At 56.3% G+C, this 18,844-nt stretch carries 15 protein-coding genes and 1 tRNA gene; 7 read left to right on the forward strand and 9 right to left on the reverse strand.

The genetic code is table 11. From position 1 onward, the window contains the following. Positions 1-173: 173 nt before the first annotated feature. Genes ACO6EE_RS05260 through parC form a run of 3 tightly spaced genes read right to left on the reverse strand, consistent with a single transcriptional unit; the run spans position 174 to position 5,684 of the window. Positions 174-1,775 (reverse strand): sigma-54-dependent transcriptional regulator, encoded by a 1,602-nt coding sequence (locus ACO6EE_RS05260; protein ID WP_485959752.1) that lies wholly within the window; start codon positions 1,773-1,775, stop codon positions 174-176. Next, the gene (locus ACO6EE_RS05265; protein WP_485959753.1) at positions 1,768-3,375 is read right to left on the reverse strand and encodes a sensor histidine kinase; all 1,608 of its coding nucleotides are present in this window, start codon (positions 3,373-3,375) and stop codon (positions 1,768-1,770) included. Before ACO6EE_RS05265 ends, ACO6EE_RS05260 begins: the two co-directional genes overlap by 8 nt. Further along, positions 3,372-5,684: a DNA topoisomerase IV subunit A gene (gene parC, locus ACO6EE_RS05270; protein ID WP_485959754.1), complete on the reverse strand. Its 2,313-nt coding sequence runs from the start codon at positions 5,682-5,684 to the stop codon at positions 3,372-3,374. Before parC ends, ACO6EE_RS05265 begins: the two co-directional genes overlap by 4 nt. 260 nt (positions 5,685-5,944) lie before the next feature. Here parC and ACO6EE_RS05275 point away from each other — a divergent pair, with 260 nt between their 5' ends. The 3 genes from ACO6EE_RS05275 (at position 5,945) to darH (ending at position 7,954) form a co-directional block, all read left to right on the forward strand. Next, complete coding sequence (locus tag ACO6EE_RS05275) at positions 5,945-6,202, forward strand: SemiSWEET family transporter (RefSeq protein WP_023886953.1); 258 nt, start codon at positions 5,945-5,947, stop codon at positions 6,200-6,202. 111 nt (positions 6,203-6,313) lie between these two features. After that, a complete protein-coding gene (locus tag ACO6EE_RS05280) occupies positions 6,314-6,841 on the forward strand; it encodes a methylated-DNA--[protein]-cysteine S-methyltransferase (RefSeq protein ID WP_485959755.1) in 528 nt (175 codons plus the stop codon). 108 nt (positions 6,842-6,949) lie between these two features. Continuing rightward, a complete protein-coding gene (darH, locus tag ACO6EE_RS05285; RefSeq protein WP_485959757.1) occupies positions 6,950-7,954 on the forward strand; it encodes a BtrH-related acyltransferase DarH in 1,005 nt (334 codons plus the stop codon). Between the two features lie 144 nt (positions 7,955-8,098). On the opposite strand, the gene trpD is transcribed toward darH, so the two are convergent. The 6 genes from trpD to ACO6EE_RS05315 all read right to left on the reverse strand — a co-directional run bounded on the left by trpD (position 8,099) and on the right by ACO6EE_RS05315 (position 13,478). Continuing rightward, positions 8,099-9,142, reverse strand: coding sequence for an anthranilate phosphoribosyltransferase (gene trpD / locus ACO6EE_RS05290; protein WP_485959758.1), 1,044 nt, complete (start codon positions 9,140-9,142; stop codon positions 8,099-8,101). Positions 9,143-9,222: 80 nt separating this feature from the next. After that, the gene (locus ACO6EE_RS05295) at positions 9,223-10,275 is read right to left on the reverse strand and encodes an ankyrin repeat domain-containing protein (protein WP_485959759.1); all 1,053 of its coding nucleotides are present in this window, start codon (positions 10,273-10,275) and stop codon (positions 9,223-9,225) included. 103 nt (positions 10,276-10,378) lie between these two features. Continuing rightward, entirely contained in the window at positions 10,379-10,825 is a 447-nt protein-coding gene (locus ACO6EE_RS05300; RefSeq protein ID WP_485959761.1) for a GatB/YqeY domain-containing protein, read from the reverse strand. Between the two features lie 102 nt (positions 10,826-10,927). After that, entirely contained in the window at positions 10,928-11,506 is a 579-nt protein-coding gene (locus ACO6EE_RS05305; protein WP_485959763.1) for an aminodeoxychorismate/anthranilate synthase component II, read from the reverse strand. Between the two features lie 81 nt (positions 11,507-11,587). Continuing rightward, positions 11,588-12,769: an NYN domain-containing protein gene (locus ACO6EE_RS05310; protein ID WP_485959764.1), complete on the reverse strand. Its 1,182-nt coding sequence runs from the start codon at positions 12,767-12,769 to the stop codon at positions 11,588-11,590. 58 nt (positions 12,770-12,827) lie between these two features. Next, positions 12,828-13,478, reverse strand: a complete 651-nt coding sequence (locus ACO6EE_RS05315; protein WP_485959766.1) for an SCO family protein — start codon at positions 13,476-13,478, stop codon at positions 12,828-12,830. 305 nt (positions 13,479-13,783) lie between these two features. Between ACO6EE_RS05315 and ACO6EE_RS05320 the strand changes: the two genes are divergently transcribed. The 4 genes from ACO6EE_RS05320 to ACO6EE_RS05335 all read left to right on the forward strand — a co-directional run. Beyond that, positions 13,784-13,868 (forward strand) — tRNA-Leu (locus tag ACO6EE_RS05320). Positions 13,869-13,971: 103 nt separating this feature from the next. After that, positions 13,972-15,174: a beta-ketoacyl-ACP synthase III gene (locus ACO6EE_RS05325; RefSeq protein ID WP_485959768.1), complete on the forward strand. Its 1,203-nt coding sequence runs from the start codon at positions 13,972-13,974 to the stop codon at positions 15,172-15,174. A 44-nt stretch (positions 15,175-15,218) separates the two neighbouring features. Then, positions 15,219-15,611: a DarG family dialkylresorcinol biosynthesis protein gene (locus ACO6EE_RS05330; RefSeq protein WP_485959770.1), complete on the forward strand. Its 393-nt coding sequence runs from the start codon at positions 15,219-15,221 to the stop codon at positions 15,609-15,611. Between the two features lie 808 nt (positions 15,612-16,419). Then, positions 16,420-18,844: ESPR domain-containing protein (locus tag ACO6EE_RS05335; protein ID WP_485959772.1), on the forward strand; the 2,425-nt coding region annotated here is incomplete at its 3' end.

Here is an 18,844-nt window from a genome sequence, read left to right on the forward strand (position 1 = left end):
GGACAAGGCGGCGAGCCGCAGACAGTACACACGTTACGACAAGGCGAGACAACGCTGTACTGGTTTAAATTTAATTCACTATAAAGATGTTTTTTATATTCATATGGATAAACTTTCAGGTAGCCTCAAAGGCTACCTGAAAGTTTATCGCTTGGTTCAGCCAAGTTATTCGGCTATTCGATTTCCAAGCGTTCCATCCGGTAGCGCATGGAGCGGAAGCTGATGCCGAGCAGTTTGGCGGCCTGGGTGCGGTTGTAGCGGGTTTTTTGCAGGGCTTGCTCGATAATCAGCCGCTCTACATCGTCGAGATAGTCCTGCACCTGGGTGCGGCCGAGGACGAAGCCGGGCAGGTTGTCGAGCTGGCCGCTGCTTTCGGGAGCGGCTGCTTCAGCGGTGTCGGCGCTGATGCTGTTTTGGCTGACGGCGGCGATGGCGCTGCCCCAGTCATCGTCTTCATCCAATAGCGGGGAGCTGGAGAGCTGGAGGTCGGTGGCATCGATGGTGTTGTCGGCGGCTAGGGCGACGGCGCGTTCGAGGATGTTTTCCAGCTCGCGGAAGTTGCCGGGATAGCTGTATTGCAACAGTGCCTGTTTGGCGGGCTGGGTGAGGGTGTAGTCGCCGCCTTGGCGGTGTTTGCTCAAGAGCTGGGTGATGAGCTGGGGCAGGTCTTCGCGCATTTCGCGCAGGGGCGGCATGGTGAGGGAGACGACATTGAGGCGGTAGAACAAGTCTTGCCGGAATGCGCCTTTGGCTACGAGGGCAGCGAGGTCTTTATGCGTGGCGGAAATGATGCGCACGTCTACTTTCACTTCTTGCGCGTCGCCGATGCGGCGCACGGCCTTTTCTTGGATGGCGCGCAGGAGTTTCACCTGCATGTGCAGGGGCAGGTCGGCCACTTCGTCGAGGAAGAGGGTGCCGCCGTGGGCGTGTTGGAAGAAGCCGAGGCGGTCTTGGTCGGCGCCGGTGAAGCTGCCTTTTTTGTAGCCGAAGAATTCGCTTTCCATCAGGTTTTCGGGGATGGCGCCGCAGTTTACGGCTACGAAGGGGCGGTCGCGCCGATCGGAGAGCTCGTGGATGCTGCGCGCGGCCTGCTCCTTACCGGAACCGGATTCGCCGGCGATATACACAGGCACGGTGGTGCGGGCAAGTTTGCGGATCATCTGCCGGGCTTCTTCGATTTGCGGGGAACGGCCGATAAGGCGGGGGATGTCTTCGGGGTTGGCGGCAGGCTGTTTGTCGGCTGCGGGCTGGAGCTTGCGGCCGGCGGCTTTGTTTTCTTCCTGCGGCTCTTCGTTTTCAGGTAGCCCCTCGCTTTCAGGTAGCCCTTCGTCTGCGCCGTCTGCTTGGGACGGGGGCTCTTCTTTGGCTGGTACGGGGGCGGGGCGGCTGTCTTCTTCGTGGATTTTGATGGCAGATTTAACCAGGGTGCGCAGTTGCGCCAGGGTGATGGGCTTTTGCAGGTAGTCGAAGGCGCCGGTTTTGATGGCCTGTACGGCCTGGTCGGCATTGCCGAAGGCGGTGATCACAGCCACGGGCACATCGAGCTCTTTTTCGTTGATGTATTCCACTACTTCGAGCCCGGAACCGTCGGGCATGCGCATATCGGTGAGCACGAGGGAGAACTTTTTGCTGTCGAGCCACTTTTTGGCGGCGTTAACACCCTCGGCAGTTTCCACCGACAAGCCCATTTTCATCAGGGTCATTTCCATCAGGTCGCGGATGTCTTGTTCGTCGTCCACAACCAACACTGGTTTTTGCAGGCTTTGTTTACTCATTGATATCTTTCGGCATGATTAGTTCGAATCCCTTGACTTCGGGATGATAGCGAAGCTGGCCGGAGTTGGCGTGCGCCAATTCGCGTGCCACATACAGCCCCAGCCCGGTGCCTTCGGAGCGGGTGGTGAAAAACGGCTCGAACAGGCGCGGCTGATTTTCGAGCGATACGCCGGGGCCGTCGTCCATCACGGTGAGCGATACGGATACGTTGTCGTTGGTGGGCTTTACCAATACAGTGATGGAATCGGCCTGCTTGCTGCCGTGCTGCCAGGCATTGTTGATGAGGTTCCATATAATCTGCTGCAGGTGCATTTTGTCGAAATACACTTTCAGCGCACTGCCCTGCATATAAAGGTGCACGGCGTTTTTGGCTTCGGGGTGGGTGAGCAGGAATTCCTGCTTGAAATCGAGCCAGAATTTCATCAGGTTGATGGTTTGCACATCGAGGCGGTCGCTCTTATTCAGGCTGCTCACTTCTTCCAGCATTTTATCGATGCGCTGGATATTGTTGTCGATGATGCCGCGCAGCTTGGTGGTCATCGGATCTTCGTCTTCCTCGGCCAACAGGCCGTTGGATTGGCGGATGGCGGAGAGCGGGTTGCGGATTTCGTGCGCCAGATTGGCAGTAAGCTGGCCGAGCGCGGCCAGTTTGGTGGCCATGGCTTCCATGGCGACTTCTTGGTCGGAGCGGATAAACAGCATCAGCAGCGATTCGTCTTCGCGCACCAGTGGGCGGGCGCGCACCTGTACGCCTTGCCCGCCCAGCTCGGCATGGGTGATGAAGTTGCGTGTAGGCGCACGCTGCCAGCGTTTCACCAAAAGGGTGAACATTTCTTCATGTCGGTCGAGCTTTACATAAGGAAAATAGAGGCCGGCTTGGCGGTTCATCAGCCAGATACGGCAGCCGGTATCCACCACCACCACGGCCTCGGCCACATGATTGAGCACCAGTTCGTTTAGGCCTTTGAGGCGGTCGAAAGCGCGGCGGTGTTTGCTCAGGGTGTTGGCGGCGCGGTTGAGGAAGGAGGCATAAAACGAGGTGAGCAGTGCAACCAGATAGCCCACTGCCGAGAGCACGATAGTGTGGATAATCGCATTGCTGCCGGCCTGGCTGTTGGCTTCAAACGGCCAATAGTTTAGCCAAGTACCGATCAATAGCAAGAGGGCAACATAGGAGGCATACAAGAGCGGATAACGGCCGTGGCTGAGCAGGCAGGACACGCCGATAAAGGGCAAGATTAGGATGCCGAAGCCGGAAGAAATGCCGCCGGCCAGGTGCATCAGTATCACCATCATGGTGATATCGACCACCGCGCTGATGTTGGGCAGGTTGTTTTTCTGTTGTTGCCAGTTGGGAAATACCATACTGAACACAATCAACCCGCCATACACTGCCGCCCAGATATAGAAGCGACTACCGAAAATGGGCATCGAAGCCAACTTGGCCATGCCCACATTCGAGCCGTAGGCGTTTACCAACACGTGGAAGGTGAGCAGCGAGAGCAAGAGGCTCACGCGGGCGATGTTCATCAGCGAAGGCAAGCGGTCGAGTTGGCTATCCCATTCGTTGGGGGTATACGATTTCGGCAGCTGGATCATGCTTCGCCCTCCTGCGTGCTGCTCAGGCTGATGAGGCTACCTGAAACATCCAACACCCGGCCTTTGCGGCCGCGTTTGCCTTCAATGTCCTGCACGCGTAAGCGTTCGCGGTGTGCCGCACCGCGTTTGCCGCGGCTGCACACCCAGAAATCGGGGGTGGATACCAAGGCGGTCAGTTGCAGCGTGTCGTTGCCACGTAAAGACATCAGTTGCAGGCCGCGCCCTTTGGCCATCACTTTCAATTCGCCGATCGGGAAGGCGAGCAGGTGTTTTTCCGCACTAGCCAGCACCAAGCGGCAATCGGGGTTGATCAGCGCAGACTGGCGCACCGGCTGCGGCATCAGCAGGGTTTCGCCTGCCTCCAGTTTCACCACTTCCTTGCCCGCCTTCACGCGGCCGACCAAATCGCCCAGTTTGACGATGAAGCCATAGCCGCCGCTGCCGGCAAGCAGGTAGTGCTCTTGCGGCTGCCCGGCCAGCATGGTGAGCACCGACGCGCCCGGCTGCAATTCCAAGAGCGAGGCCAGCGGCACGCCGTCGCCGCGCCCGCCGGGGATTTCGGCTGGATCGATGGTGTAGCTGCGGCCGAGCGTGTCGAGCACCACCACCGGGTCGACAGTGCGCGTTTCCAGCGGTTGCTGCAATTCGTCGCCTTCTTTAAACGCGGTGGCCGACAAATCCAGCCCGTGCCCGGCCCGGCTGCGAATCCAGCCCTGGCGCGACAGGATGAGCGTTACTGGCTCGTCGGCCGTGGTGTGGGTGAGCGCGGCGCGTTCGGCTTCGGCCACCAGTGTGCGGCGCGGGTCGCCAAATTGCTTGGCATCGGCCTGCATCTCTTTGATGATGAGTTTTTTCTTCGCGCCCTCGTCGGCCAATAAGTTTTTCAGGTAGCCTTCTTCCTCGCGCAAATCGGCCAATTCCTGCTCCAGTTTGAAACCTTCCAAACGGGCGAGCTGGCGCAGGCGGATTTCCAAAATATCTTCGGCTTGGATTTCGGAGAGGCCGAAGGCGGCCATCAGTTCGGGCTTGGGTTCGTCGGCTTCGCGGATAACGCGGATAACCTCGTCGATGTGCAAAAAGGCGGTCATGCGCCCGTCGAGGATATGGATGCGTTTGAGCACCTGTTCCAAGCGGTGTTGCAGGCGGCGGGTTACGGTGGATACGCGGAAATCGAGCCATTCCTGCAGGATGTTTTTCAGGTTTTTCTGCGCGGGGCGGTTGTCGAGCCCGATCATCACCAGATTGGCCGGCACATTGCCTTCCAGCCCGGTTTGCGCCATTAGGGTGTTGATGAAGTTATCCGGCTCGATGCGGCTGGATTTGGGTTCGAACACGAGGCGCACGGGGTGTTCGCCGTCGCTCTCGTCGCGCACTTTGTCGATGAGCTCGAGCATCAGCTTTTTGGTGTTGAGCTGGTCTTGGTTGAGTTGTTTTTTGCCGGATTTGGGCTTGGGGTTGGTTTGCTCTTCGATTTCGGCCAGGATTTTCTGCGCGCTGGTGTTGGGCGGCAGCTCGGTGATGACGAGGCGCCATTGGCCGCGTGCCAGTTTTTCGATTTCGTAGCGGGCGCGCACGCGGATGCTGCCTTTGCCGGTTTCGTAGAGCTGGAGCAGGTCTTTGGCCGGGGTGATGATATGGCCGCCACCGGCGAAATCGGGGGCGGGGATGTGTTCCATCAGCTCGGCGGTGGTGAGCGAGGGTTTTTTGAGCAGGGCCACGGCGGCGGCGGTGACTTCGCCCAAGTTGTGCGGCGGGATTTCGGTGGCCATGCCCACGGCGATGCCGGAGGCGCCGTTGAGCAGCACCATGGGCAGGCGGGCGGGCAGCGCCACGGGTTCGTCAAACGCGCCGTCGTAATTCGGCACAAAATCCATCGTGCCTTGGTGCAGCTCGGAAAGCAGCAGCTCGGCAATCGGGGTGAGGCGGGCTTCGGTGTAGCGCATGGCGGCCGCGCTGTCGCCGTCGCGCGAGCCGAAGTTGCCGATGCCGTCGATTAAGGGATAGCGCAGGGTGAAGTCTTGCGCCATGCGCACCATGGCGTCGTAGGCGGAAGCATCGCCGTGCGGGTGGTATTTACCCAGGATTTCGCCCACCACGCGCGCGGATTTCACTGGCTTGGAATGGGCGGCCAACCCCATTTCCTTCATGGCAAACAGGATGCGGCGCTGCACGGGCTTTTGGCCGTCGCCCACGTCGGGCAGGGCGCGGCCTTTCACCACGCTCATGGCGTATTCGAGGTAGGCGCGTTCGGCGTAGGGGGCGAGCAGCAGGATGTCGCTGTTTTCGGCGGATGCGGTGTTTTCTGGCATGGTGTGGCAGGCGTTTCAGTTGCTAAACGCCGTAATTGTAAAGCAAGCAAGGGTTTTCAGGTAGCCTGTGGGGCGGTGGGGCTAGCTGAAACCATCGTGAAAGAACAGGTTAAGTTTTGTAGTGCGCCTTGTAGGCAGCGGGGGAGGGGTTTTATAATGGCGCGCTTTCAGCGAGCCCGCATGGATGAAGGCTACCTGAAACCGGGAAGCCGGTGCATATCGGCATGAAACGTCTGACTCACTTTTAAGAGGTAGCAATAATGACTGAAAAACAAATCAAAATTTTAGGTATTGTGGCCAGCATCATGGCTGTGGGCATGTATGTGGCCTACATTCCGCAGATTGCCGATAACTTGGCCGGGCATAAAGGCAATCCGGTGCAGCCCTTTGTGGCGTTTGTGAACTGTACGTTGTGGACAGGCTACGGTTTGTTTAAAAAACCGCGCGATTGGCCGATTGTGGTGGCCAACGTGCCGGGCATCTTTTTGGGTTTGGCAGCCTGTTTTACCGCGCTGTAAACCTTTAAACTTCGCAGCAACTACATTTTCAGGTAGCCTTTTGCCAACACGGCAGGCTACCTGAAAACATAGTAGGGCTTCTGCCAAGCGAACCTTACTCACTCCAAACCCATGCTCTATCTGCACACCTTCCCCTCGCCCTTGGGCAGCATCCTCGCCGCCGCCACCGAACGCGGCCTGTGTCTGCTAGAATTTGCCGGCAGCCGGCGCATCGACGGCGAATTGCGCGATCTTCAGCGCCTGTTCGTCTGCCAAACCAAGCAGGGCGAAAACGAACACACCTGCTTAGTGCAAGCCCAGTTGGGCGAATATTTCCAAGGCACGCGCCGCGCATTCAGCGTGCCACTGCTCGCTCCCGGCAGCCCGTTTCATCGGCAGGTGTGGGATGCGCTGCAAACCATCCCCTACGGCGAAACCACCCATTATCAGGCACTGGCCGAACAGCTCGGCAACCCTGCCGCCGTGCTCGCCGTGGCCGCTGCCAACGGTGCCAACCGCCTCTCCATCATCATTCCCTGCCACCGCGTCATCGGCAAAGACGGCAGCCTCACCGGCTACGGCGGCGGCCTGCAGCGCAAACAATGGCTGCTCGACCACGAACAGGGCAGGCATCAGGTTCAGCCCGATTTGCTGGACTAATAGATAGAGGCGTTTCAGGTAGCCTGCCCGTGCGCTAAAGGCTACCTGAAATTCCATCTACTTCATTTTTCACGTATCATCTGCCTCCCCGCAAACACCGACACCAACATGACCACCTTCACCCACCAACACACCGCCCACTGCGAAAGCGGCGTGATGTCCACCCTCCTTACCCACCACGGCTGCGCCATGAATGAAGCCATGGTGTTCGGGCTTGCCCACGCGCTCACCTTTGTATATCTGCCCGTGGTCAAACTCAACGGCATGCCCCTGATTTCCTACCGCATCGCCCCGCGCGGCATCATCAAAAACGTTTGCCGCGCCCTTGGCGTGAAGCTGGATATGCGCAAATTTGCCCAAGCCGAGCGTGGTGCGGCCGCACTGGATGAGGCGCTGGCTGGCGGGCAGCCGGTCGGCTTGCAAACCTCCGTGTATTGGCTGCCTTATTTCCCGCCCGAAATGCGCTTTCATTTCAACGCCCACAATCTTTTGGTGTATGGCCGCGAAGGAGAGGATTATTTAATCAGCGACCCCGTGTTTGAAACGCCCCAGCGCTGCGCCGCCGCCGATTTGCAGCGTGCCCGCTTTGCCAAAGGCGCCCTGGCCGGCAAAGGCTTGATGTACACACTCAACACCGCCAGCCTGCCGACAAAGCAACAACTGGCCGAACGCCTGCCTGCCCTGCTGTATGCCGTCATCCGCAAAAATGCCAAACAAATGCTCGCCCCCGTGTTTTTCGTGGGCGTGCGCGGCATCCGCACCGTGGCCAAGAAAATCGAGTGCCTGCCGCAAGAGCCGGAAAAATACCAAAAGCTGTGGCTCGGCCACTTGGTGCGCATGCAGGAAGAAATCGGCACCGGCGGCGCCGGTTTCCGCTATCTTTACGCCTATTTTTTGGAACAGGCTGCCGATATTTGCGCCAACCCCGCCCTGCAAACCGCCTCGCAGGAAATGACCGCCATCGGCGACCAATGGCGGCAGCTGGCCAGCCAGTGCGTGAAACAATGCCGCCGCCCGAGCGAACAAAGCTGTGCCCAAATCGCCGCCTTCCTGCGCGAAATTGCGGATCAGGAAGAAAAACTGTGGCGGGGGCTGCTGCACATCAGGAAATAGGCCGGAGAATAGGCTATAGTGAATTAACAAAAACCAGTACAGCGTTGGCTCGCCTTGCCGTAACGTGTGTACTGTCTGCGGCTCGCCGCCTTGTCCTGATTTAAATTTAATCCACCATAAAAGGCTACCTGAAACTTATCGGCATTATTTCGCCTGTTGTGCGGCCAGTTGTTGCGAGAAGGCGGCCACTTCGTCGCGTTTGGCGCGGGCTTTGCCGCTGTCGATGGCTTCGCGCGCCATGTCCACGCCTTCGTCCAGCGTATTGGCTACGTTGCCGGCGTAGAGTGTGGCGCCGGCGTTGAGCAGCACGATGTCGCGGTGGGCGCCGGCTTTGCCTGCGAGCACGCGGTTCATCATGGCGAGCGATTCGGCGGCAGAGGCTACCTTGATGTCGTCGAGATTGGTGCGCACGGGCAGGCCGAATTGTTCGGGGTGGATGTCGTATTCGGCAATCAGGCCGTCTTTGAGCTCGGCCACGCGGGTGGGGCCGGTGAGGGTGATTTCGTCGAGCCCGTCGCTACCGTGCACCACGAGGGCGTGTTTGCTGCCCAGCTGCTGGAACACGCGGGAGAGGATGCCCACCAAATCAATGTGGAACACGCCGATGAGCTGGTTGGCGGCGCCGGCGGGGTTGGTGAGCGGGCCCAAGATGTTGAACACGGTACGCACGCCCAGCGTGCGGCGCACGGGGGCAACGTATTTCATGCTGCTGTGGTGGTTGGGGGCAAACATAAAGCCGGCGCCGCATTGGTCGATGCATTGCCCCACTTGTTCGGGCGAAAGGGCGAGGGAGATGCCGGCCAGCTCCATTATGTCGGCCGATCCGCTGGAGGAGGACACGCTGCGGTTGCCGTGTTTGGCCACTTTGGCGCCGGCGGCGGCGGCCACAAACATGGCGGTGCTGGAAATATTGAAGGTGTGCGCGCCATCACCGCCGGTGCCGACCACGTCTACGAGCTTATCGGGCTCGGCCACGGGCACTTGGGCGGCAAACTCGCGCATCACTTGGGCGGCGGCGCTGATTTCAGACACGGTTTCCACTTTGATGCGCAGGCCGATAAGGATGGCGGCAATCAGCTCGGGGGCGACTTCGCCGCGCATGATTTGGCGCATGAGGTCGATCATTTCGTCGTGGAAGAGTTCGTTGTTGCTGAGTAGGCGCTGCAGGGCTTGTTGGGGAGTGAACATGGGGTTTCCTTATATGATGGTTCGGGCGGTTTCAGGTAGCCTTTGCGGGGGAAAGAAAGGCTACCTGAAAAAGGGGGTAGTTAATATCGGTATGTGGTTTTTTCCAAGGCAATCGGCTCGGGGTTGCGGCACACCCAAAGGGTGGCCAGCTCGCACAGACGGCTGCTGCCGGTGCCGTCGTCTTCCAACATGTGTTTGGAGATGTGGGCTACTTCGGCCAGTTGGCTTGCCGACAGGGCGTTGCCTTGTTGCAAATAGCCGCCAAGGGCGGTGAGCATTTTGCGGTATTCCTTATCCCAGTTGCCCATGGCGTTGCGCAGGAGTTCGTCGTTGATCTTGCCCGCGATGCGTACGGCTTCGCCCTGCATGGTGCCGGCCTGGCCGCTGCCAGGTACGAGCAGCACCCAAGCTTGTTCGTAGCGTTGCTCCCAGGTATCGCCAGCGAGCACGATGGGGGATTGGCCGTCGTGTTGGATGCGTTTGGGCACGGGCGGCACGGCAAACAGGCGGTAGAGCTGTTGCAGGCCGGCTTCGGTTTCGGCTAGGAATTCGGGGTTGAAGCCAGCGCGGTGGAATTCGAAATCTTCGCCGATACGGACAACCTGCTTTTTAGCCAGCTTGGTGGGCTGGTAGCCCGCCTGCAAATACACTGCGGCGGCTTGGGCGGCACGGGCGATTTCGCCGCTGCTCAGTCGGCTGAGCATGCGTTCCACCACGTCGTGCCTACTGTCGCCTTTGGCTTTGATGTCGGCACCGTGTTCGATTAACAGGCGGGCGGCATCGGCATGATATTCGGCAAAATGCAGCGGGGTGTTGCCGTAGGTGTCTTGGGCGTGAATGTCTGCACCTTGTGCCAACAAGAAGGCGAGCTGCGCTGTGTTGTTCACTTGGGCGTGATAGTGGAGCGGGGTGCGGCCGTATTCGTCTTTTACATTGATGTCGGCACCTTGTTCCATCAGCCAGGCCATCAGCTCCACGGGAATGTCGTAGAAGGAGAGGGCGGGTTTGTTAAATGCATAGCGATCGTAGGCATTGGGCTCGCATTGGCTAAGCGCGGCTTTGAGGGTGTTTAAGTCGTTGGCGGCTAGCAGCTCGGTGAAATCTTTGGGCAGGGTTTTCTTTTTCTTGGCCATGGCGTGATGGGGTGAATATGCAGTACTGCGTTTCAGGTAGCCTTTACGGGGAAAAGAAAGGCTACCTGAAGGCTGTCGGCATGTTCAGGTAGCCTCTGGGATGCTATTTCTGCAAGGCGGATTTGAGCAGGCGGCTCACATCGCTCATGTCGGCCTGGCCGGCAAGGCGTTTTTTCAGCACGCCCATGGCTTTGCCCATATCGGCCATGCCGGATGCACCGGTTTGGGCGATGGCTTCGGCCACGGCGCTTTGGATTTCGGCTTCGGACAGCATTTCGGGCAGGTAGCGCTGGAGGATGGCTACTTCGGCCAGCTCTTTGTCGGCCAGGTCTTGGCGGCCGGCTTCGTGGTAGATGGCGGCGCTTTCTTTGCGCTGCTTAATCATTTTGCTGAGCATGGCGGTGATTTTGGTATCGTCGGCTTCGGTGCGCTCGTCCACTTCGTAGCGTTTGATTTCGGCGTTGGCCAGGCGGATGGTGGATAGGGCGAGCGTGTCTTTGGCGCGCATGGCGGTTTTCATGTCTTCGGTGAGGCGGGCTTTCAGGCTCATGGTGTTCTCCTTATTTATTTGAGGTTTGAATTTTGGGTTTCAGGTAGCCTTTATTGTTGCAACGAGGCGAGCCGACGCGGGAACGAAAGTTCGGCTCACTGGCTACGTACGGGCAGCGTGCTCTTTGAGGAAATTGGCCAGCATATCGTGGCCGTGTTCGGTAAGCAGGGCTTCGGGGTGGAATTGTACGCCTTCCACGGCGTGTTGTTTATGGCGCACGCCCATGATTTCGCCGTCTGCCGTCCAGGCGGTGATGTCGAGGCATTCGGGCAGGCTGGCGCGTTCGATGGCAAGGCTGTGATAGCGGGTGCAGTTTACGGGGTTGGGCAGGCCGGAAAATACGCCGCTGTCGGTGTGGTGCACGGGCGATACTTTGCCGTGCATCAGCTCTTGCGCACGCACGATGCGGCCACCAAAGGCTTCGCCGATGGCTTGGTGGCCGAGGCACACGCCCAAAATGGGAATCTGCCCGGCAAAGCGGCGCAGGGCCGGCACGGAAATGCCGGCTTCTTTGGGCGAGCAGGGGCCGGGGCCGATCACGAGGTATTGAGGCCGGAGTTCGGCAATTTCATCCAGCGTGATGTCGTCGTTGCGGCGTACGCTGATTTCCTGGCCGAGTTCGGCGAAGTATTGGACGATGTTGTAGGTGAAGGAGTCGTAGTTGTCGATAAATAACAGCATGATACGGTTTCTTTATGAGGCTACCTGAAAACGGAGTTGCTTGGTAACAAGCGGGTTTGTTTCAGGTAGCCTTTGGTTTGGTTAGGCTTGTTCGTTTTTCACGATAAAGGCTTTGTTGATACGGATGCGTTCGCCGCGCCCGGCTTTTTTGATTTCCACCCAGTCGCTGTAGATGGAGTGGATGAGGTCGCGGCAGTTGGCGCAGCCGTATTGGATGGGGTCGATGGCGGCGGGAAGTTGTTTGACTACGTCACCCAGCCGCGCCCAGCCGTCGGGATCGGCGGTGGCTTGGATGGCCTGCTGCACGGCGGGGATGAGTTTGGTGAAGGAGGGTTTGGCAGCTTTGGGTGCGGCGTTGCTTTCGGCTTTGGCGGACTGAGGTTTGCGTTTGCCGGGTTTGCCTTCGGCAGGCTGGTCGTTTTGGGAGCGTTGCTCATTTTGGTTGGTACGGGCTTCGTTTCGCTCATTTTGGCTTTGGCGGGCCTCGCGTTGCTCGGTTTGGCTTTCAGGTAGCCTTTCTGGGCGGGATTCGGTTTTGCGGCGCACTTGGAGTTGGTTGTTGTCGGTGCGGTGTTCGAAGATGTCGAAGGATTTGATGAGGTCGGAGAGTTTGCCGTAGCCGTAGAGGCGGGAGTCGAAGTCGGGGTTGGTGTTATTGATGTAGCTGCCGATGGGGCCGAGGTTGGCCCAGCCGAGGTCGTCGGCGTTTTCGCGCACGGCGCGTTTGAGCAGGGGCAGGGCGTCAGGGGGATTGTTGTTTTCTTCGGCGGCGGGGGAGGGGTTTTTTCCGTTGCCGCGCTCCTTGTGGGCGCGTTGTTTTTCGGGCAGGAAGATTTCGGTGTAGATGAATTTGTCGCAGGCTTTGCGGAAGGCGGTGGGGGTTTTCTTTTCGCCGAAGCCGTATACGGTGAGCCCGCTTTCGCGCAGGCGGCTGGCGAGGCGGGTGAAGTCGGAATCGCTGGATACGATGCAGAAGCCATCGAAATTGCCGCTGTAGAGCAAGTCCATCGCGTCAATTACTAAGGCCATATCGGTGGCGTTTTTGCCTTTGGTGTAGGCAAATTGCTGCACGGGAATGATGGCGTGCGGCAGGAGGGCGGCTTTCCATTTGGAGAGGCCGTGGCTCCAGTCGCCATAAATGCGTTTCACGCTGGCGATGCCGTATTTGGCGATTTCTTCGAGCAGGCGGTCGATGATGTCGGCGGGGGCGTTGTCGGCGTCGATGAGGACGGCGAGGCGGGCTTGTTGGTCATTTTTCTGCATGGTGTTTGGTTTCTTGATTGGGGCTACCTGAAAATCGGCTTTCAGGTAGCCTTTGGTGTTAAGGCTGTTGGTTTAACAGGGTTTTGAGGTCTTCTGCCAGTTGGGTGGCGGTTTGGCCGAAGGCTTCCATCACCACGGGGCGGCCTTGGCGGTTGATGAGAAAGGTGGCGCTGCTGTGGTCTACGCTATAAAAGCCATTGGGTTGCGGCGGCTGTTTTACGGCGGTGGCGCCGTAGAGCTTCATCACGGCTTGGGTTTCAGCTTCGCTGCCATCGGCGCTGGTGAGCCCGATAAAGCTGGGATTGAAGGCGGGCACATAGCGCGCCAAGAGCTCGGGGCGGTCGCGCGCGGGGTCGATGGAAACGAACAAGAGTTGCACCGCTTCAGCTTGCTCGGGCGGCAACTGGGCAATGGCCTGGGTATAGGTGAGCAGGTGCGTGGGGCACACATCTGGGCAGTGAGTGTAGCCGAACACGAGCACCACTATTTTGCCGCGAAAATCGCTTAAGGAAACGGGGCGGCCGTTGTGGCTGGTGAGGGTGAAGTCGCCGCCGATGGGGTCTTGGCTGATGTCTGTGCCGTGAAATTGGCTGGTAACGGCAGAGGCGGCGGAAGCCGCAGATGCCGATGCTTCGGGCGCGGCAGGCGGTTCGGAGGGGCAGCCGGTCAATAGCAGGAGGGCTGCGGAAAGGAGGATTGTTGTGCGCATGCGGCGATTATATATAGCAGATTCACTTTAAACCAGTAGCGCATTGGTTGGTTGTACCATGCTGGCTGTATTCTGCGGCTTGTTAATTTGTCCTGATTCAAAGCCAATCCGCTATAATACACACAAACGAGAGCTTCACCTCCCTACGAAATAGGGTGTTGGCCAGCCAAAAGGCAATAGGGTGGAGCAGGGCTGTGGTTTTATTGCCATTGAAAACACGGTTTTAAACGGCAAAACGGCAGATATGCAGGTAAAAAACTTTACAAACGTGGAAAAATGCCTATAATGCCGTTTCTTCATCACCTGCCCAGGTGGCGAAATTGGTAGACGCAGGGGACTCAAAATCCCCCGCCGCAAGGTGTGTCGGTTCGAGTCCGACCCTGGGCACCAAATAATACAACAGCCTGAAATGTTTAGCGTTTCAGGCTGTTCTGCGTTAGCTGCTATAAGTTTCAGGTAGCCTTTGCTATAGGCCGCTGCAGGTTACCTGAAAATGCCCGCACACATCACAATAATATTGAAGGGGGAGCCGGAATTGCATAAGCCATCAGATGTTTATATCAAACGCGCTGCTGCGTTTCTGCCCAACTTACCGGTGGGCAATGAACAGATGGAAGCCGTGCTTGGTATAGCAGGGGATACACCTTCTCGGGTGCGCAAGATGATTTTGCGCTCCAACGCCATTACTTCCCGCTATTACGCCATCGACCCGCACACCCGCCGCGCCACTCATAGCAACACGGAGCTGGCTGCGCTGGCGGTGCGCGGTTTGCTGGAGCAGGGCTTGCGTGCGGACGAAATCGGCAGCCTTGCCTGCGGCACGTCTTATCCCGATCAGATTCTGCCCGGCCATGCGGTGATGGTGCATGGGTTGCTGCCGCAGATTCCACCTTGCGAGGTGGTGAGCACGGCGGGCGTGTGTGTGGCGGGGATGGCGGCAATGAAACAGGCTGAGCGCGCAGTGCGCACCGGCGAATGCCGCGAAGCGGTGGCGGCAGCTTCGGAAACGGCTTCGGCGGTATTGCGCGGCGAGCGTTTCCGCTGCGAAACCGACAACTTGCGCCTGCAGGATGCCAAGCCGGAAATTGCGTTTGAAAAGGATTTTTTGCGCTGGATGCTGTCGGACGGTGCCGGTGCGGTGCAGCTGGGCAGTGAGCCGCTGGCCGGGCAGTTGAATTTTAAAATCCATTGGATTGATTTGCTGTCGTATGCCAACGAGATGCCGGTGTGCATGTATGCTGGCGGCGAAGTGGGGCAGGGCGGGGAATGGCTGAGTTGGAAAGATGTTGATGCCGATGAGTGCGCCAAGCGCAGCCTGATGGCGGTGAAGCAGGATGTGAAGCTGCTGAACGAAAATATCGTGGCCTATACAGTGGAAAAGCCGCTGCGCCGCTTGATTGCTAAATATGGCCTGCAAGCCGACGAGATTGATTGGTTTTTACCGCATTATTCTTCCGGTTTCTTCCGCAGCAAACTGGCCGACGGCCTTGCTGCAGCGGGGCTGCCGATTGCCGAAGAAAAATGGTTTACCAACCTGCACTATAAAGGCAATACCGGCTCGGCGGCGATTTACATTATTTTGGAAGAGTTTATGCGCCGTGCGGACATTCAAAACGGCCAGAAAATCCTGTGCTACATTCCCGAAAGCGGCCGCTTTTCCACTTGTTTTATGCTGTTGGAAGCGGTGTATGCCTGAGGCTACCTGAAAAACCAAATTCTGCTTGTTTGGAACTATTCGGCATGGATATCAACGACATTCCGCAAGACGACAGCCCCAGTTATCGGGGGCATCAAAAAATTATCTACGGCACGCACAATGGCCGCTACCAAGCCGCCACCAGCACCGGCTGGCAAGATGAATCCTACGCCACCGTGCAGGCTGTAGCCGAGTTGGAGGAGCAGACCGAAGCTGCCAAACAGGCTGTAGCGCGCGGCGAACGTTCCACTTTGTATTACCACATGTTCCGCAGCCGTCATGATGAAGCCAGCCTGGCCATGGCCGCCGGTGTGTGGCGCTGGCAACTGCGCCGACATTTGCAACCTGCCATGTTTGAGAGGCTACCTGAAAAAACTTTGGCCAAATATGCCCAAGCTTTGGGTATCAGTTTAAGTGAATTGCAGCAGCCGTTTTAAAGAGAGGGATTTGTAAAAGCGGGTGCTGAAAATTGGTTTCTGGCATTGATGGCTTAAAAAGCTTGCTTGTCTAATGACAAGTAAGCTTTTTTTTATGGCTTATTCAGTTGTATTGGATTGTATTCGCCAGATTATGCAGCATCCTGTGTGTAGGTTTGTGTGGTGCCGTGATGGAACTTTTGCAACATAGGGTGATAAAGGCTACCTGAAAGCTAGGGAGGTAGGGTAATGCGATATTTTGATTGATTTTTTATTTCGTGTAGTAGAGGGTTTAAGAACGGATATTGCTGGTAGTCCATACTGGGTAAATTAAACTGGGAATAGCTTGCAATTTACCTAGTGAGGCTACTCAATAGAAGCTGGAATTTCACTTAGATGACAGAATGTGGGAGTGTTCTATAATTTGATTTTCAGGTAGCCTGAATTGTTAAGTGATTGTATATAAGAAAATACTAAAAGTATTTTTATTGTTTGAGATTGGGTGAGAGGCGCAGCTGGTATGGCTTGTTCAGGAAGATGTGTTGCAAAATAGTTGTAAACTTTTGTAATAAAATACAACCAATCGATAAGCGACTAGGAGGATGCGTTAATTAGCCGTATCATCCAACCTCAATTTGCCAGCAGGTTTTAGAATATATAGTCTATTGAATTTATTTGAATAAAATAAATTCGCTCTGCAAGAATAATTTAAGTTTTGTGTGATTTGGCAAGCGTAGGAAGAAGTAGGTAGTGAGATTGATGTAAATCAACCTATGGGCTCTATTCCGCTATTTTTTTGATTTTTTTTGAAAGTTAGGGAGCTGAGTATATGAACAAAGTTTACCGTATTGTATGGAATGAACATACCAATACTTGGGTGGCTGTGCAAGAAACAGCCAAGGCGCATGGCAAGTCTGGGCGCAGCAGCATGGTTGCTGCTGTAGTGGACGGCATTGTTCTGAATAAGAAAGTATTGGCGATTTCTGCTTCTGTTGCAGCTGCCTTTATGTCGCAGACCGCAATGGCAGATAATGCTCGCATTGAGAATGGTTCTGCTCAATGGACCATTGCTATTAGCCCAAGTAATAGTACTGCGGGGAATGGTGGTGCTAAAGCTACAGGCGAAACTTCTATAGCTGCCGGTTGGAATGCTACGGCTACTGGGGATGAATCCATTGCGGTGGGATACGATGCCTCAACAGCAACTGACCCGATCTCAGCGACTGACCCACGGATATTACTCCGTACTAGTCCTGGTGCTAAGGCGGCGCGTAATATAGCGATTGGTACCAAATCAAACTCAGGTGGTTTGGAAACAATTGCGATTGGTTCTAAGTCTTATGCTGCTAGAGTACAGTCCATTGCTTTGGGTCATGATGCTCAGGCAACAGGTGATCAAGCTGTGGCACTTGGTGCGAATGCCCATGCAAAAGGAGATTCTTCGGTAGCAATTGGTGGCGACGATTTGGATTCGGTCGCTTCCACGGTGTATCGCCTGACTTCTCCAACTGCGGATAATGATGCGTATAACGATACGCCGGTGGCGCAGAAATATCGAGCCTTAACAGGTCAAAATTTGGTTAATTTTACGACGGCTGGTAATCGTTATATCAACACAACTACCGGCCAGGCTGGCGTTGCGGTGGGCGTTTCTGCCAACGCAGCAGATTTGGCAACGGCAATAGGTACGAAATCCCATGCTACGGGTGATTACTCTGTTGCATTCGGTGTGGGGGCGACTGCCGATAAGACTAATGCTGTGGCTCTGGGTGCAGGTAGTACAACTGCAACAAACGCTACTGATGTACCATCAGCCACAATTGGTGCAATCACCTACGGTGGTGGGACTAGCCCGTTTGCCGGCAGCGGCAAAGTGGTTTCCGGGGACCAAGTTTCCGTTGGTTCGGCCGGTTTCGAACGCCAAATCAAACACGTTGCGCCAGGCGCTATTACTGCGGCTAGCACGGATGCCATTAACGGTAGCCAGTTGTTCCATGTAGCTAAAGGTTTACAAGAACAAATTACAGCTGCCGGTGGTAATGGTATTCACTTCTACCATGTAAACGGTGTAAATACTGACAATAACTATAATAATGACGGTGCAACCGGCAACAAAGCCTTGGCAGCAGGGATTAACGCTAAAGCGGCCGGTGCTAGTTCTGTTGCCGTTGGTAGCGCTAAAGTTGCGGAAAAATCTGTTGTTGGCCAATCAAACTCCGAGGGAGCGGTTGCAATTGGTAATTCCGCATATGCAGCAGGTCGAGAAGCGGTTACCCTGGGGGCTAGTCGTGCGGAAGAGGAACAATCAGTAGCCATTGGTTCTAATGCACGTTCTAGTGGCAAGGCTTCTACGGCTATTGGTGCGGCTGCAGTCGCTTCTCAAGAAAATAGTATCTCTATTGGTTCCAGTGCTAATACTGCGGGTAATAATAGCGTAGCGATTGGTGCAGATAGTTCTACTGTTGCAGCTGGTTCAGTTGCCTTAGGTTATACCTCTCAGGCCACTCGAGCTGCTATCGATGCAACTCAGGTTCAGGCTAATGCTGCGCCGACTGTGGCGAATAATCAGGTTTATGCATTAGCGTCGGCTTCCAATGTTGATCAAAATAATATTAAAGCTACAGTAAAAGGTGAGTTGGGTGCAGTATCAGTAGGTACGCAGAATGGTACCCGCCAAATCATTAATGTGGCCGCAGGTACGGCAGATTCTGATGCAGTGAACGTTGCTCAACTGAAGGCTGTGGCAAATCAGATTACTACTCAAGCCGTAGCCACTACTCCGTTGAAAGTAGGCGATGGTAACAACGGCAACCCGGCCGGCAAAGTAATTGCCCCGATTCCTGCAGATGCCAACAAACTGGCTACTGCCGGCGATATTGCCAATGCCATCAACAACAGCGGCTTCCAAGCCACAGCCGGCGGCAGGCTGGCTAGCGGTACTACTGCCACCGCCACTACCGTTAAACCCGGCCAGAAAGTCACCTTTGCCGCAGGTAACGGTTTGACTGTGAAACAGGAAGTGGATGGCACCAATGGTAATCAAACCTACACCTACGCTTTGGATGCTCAGACCGTGGTGCAGAACGCCCAAACCCCGGTGGTATACACCAAGGCCGATGGGAGCAAAGTGTATAAACACACCGACGGCAAGTTCTACACCCAACCCAACGGTGCAGGTACTCAAGTAGCCGCCAGCAATGTGATTGCCAGCATGCAGGATGCAGCCGGTAACACCACCACCCCGACTACTTTGA

This window comes from Eikenella sp., assembly GCF_057315495.1.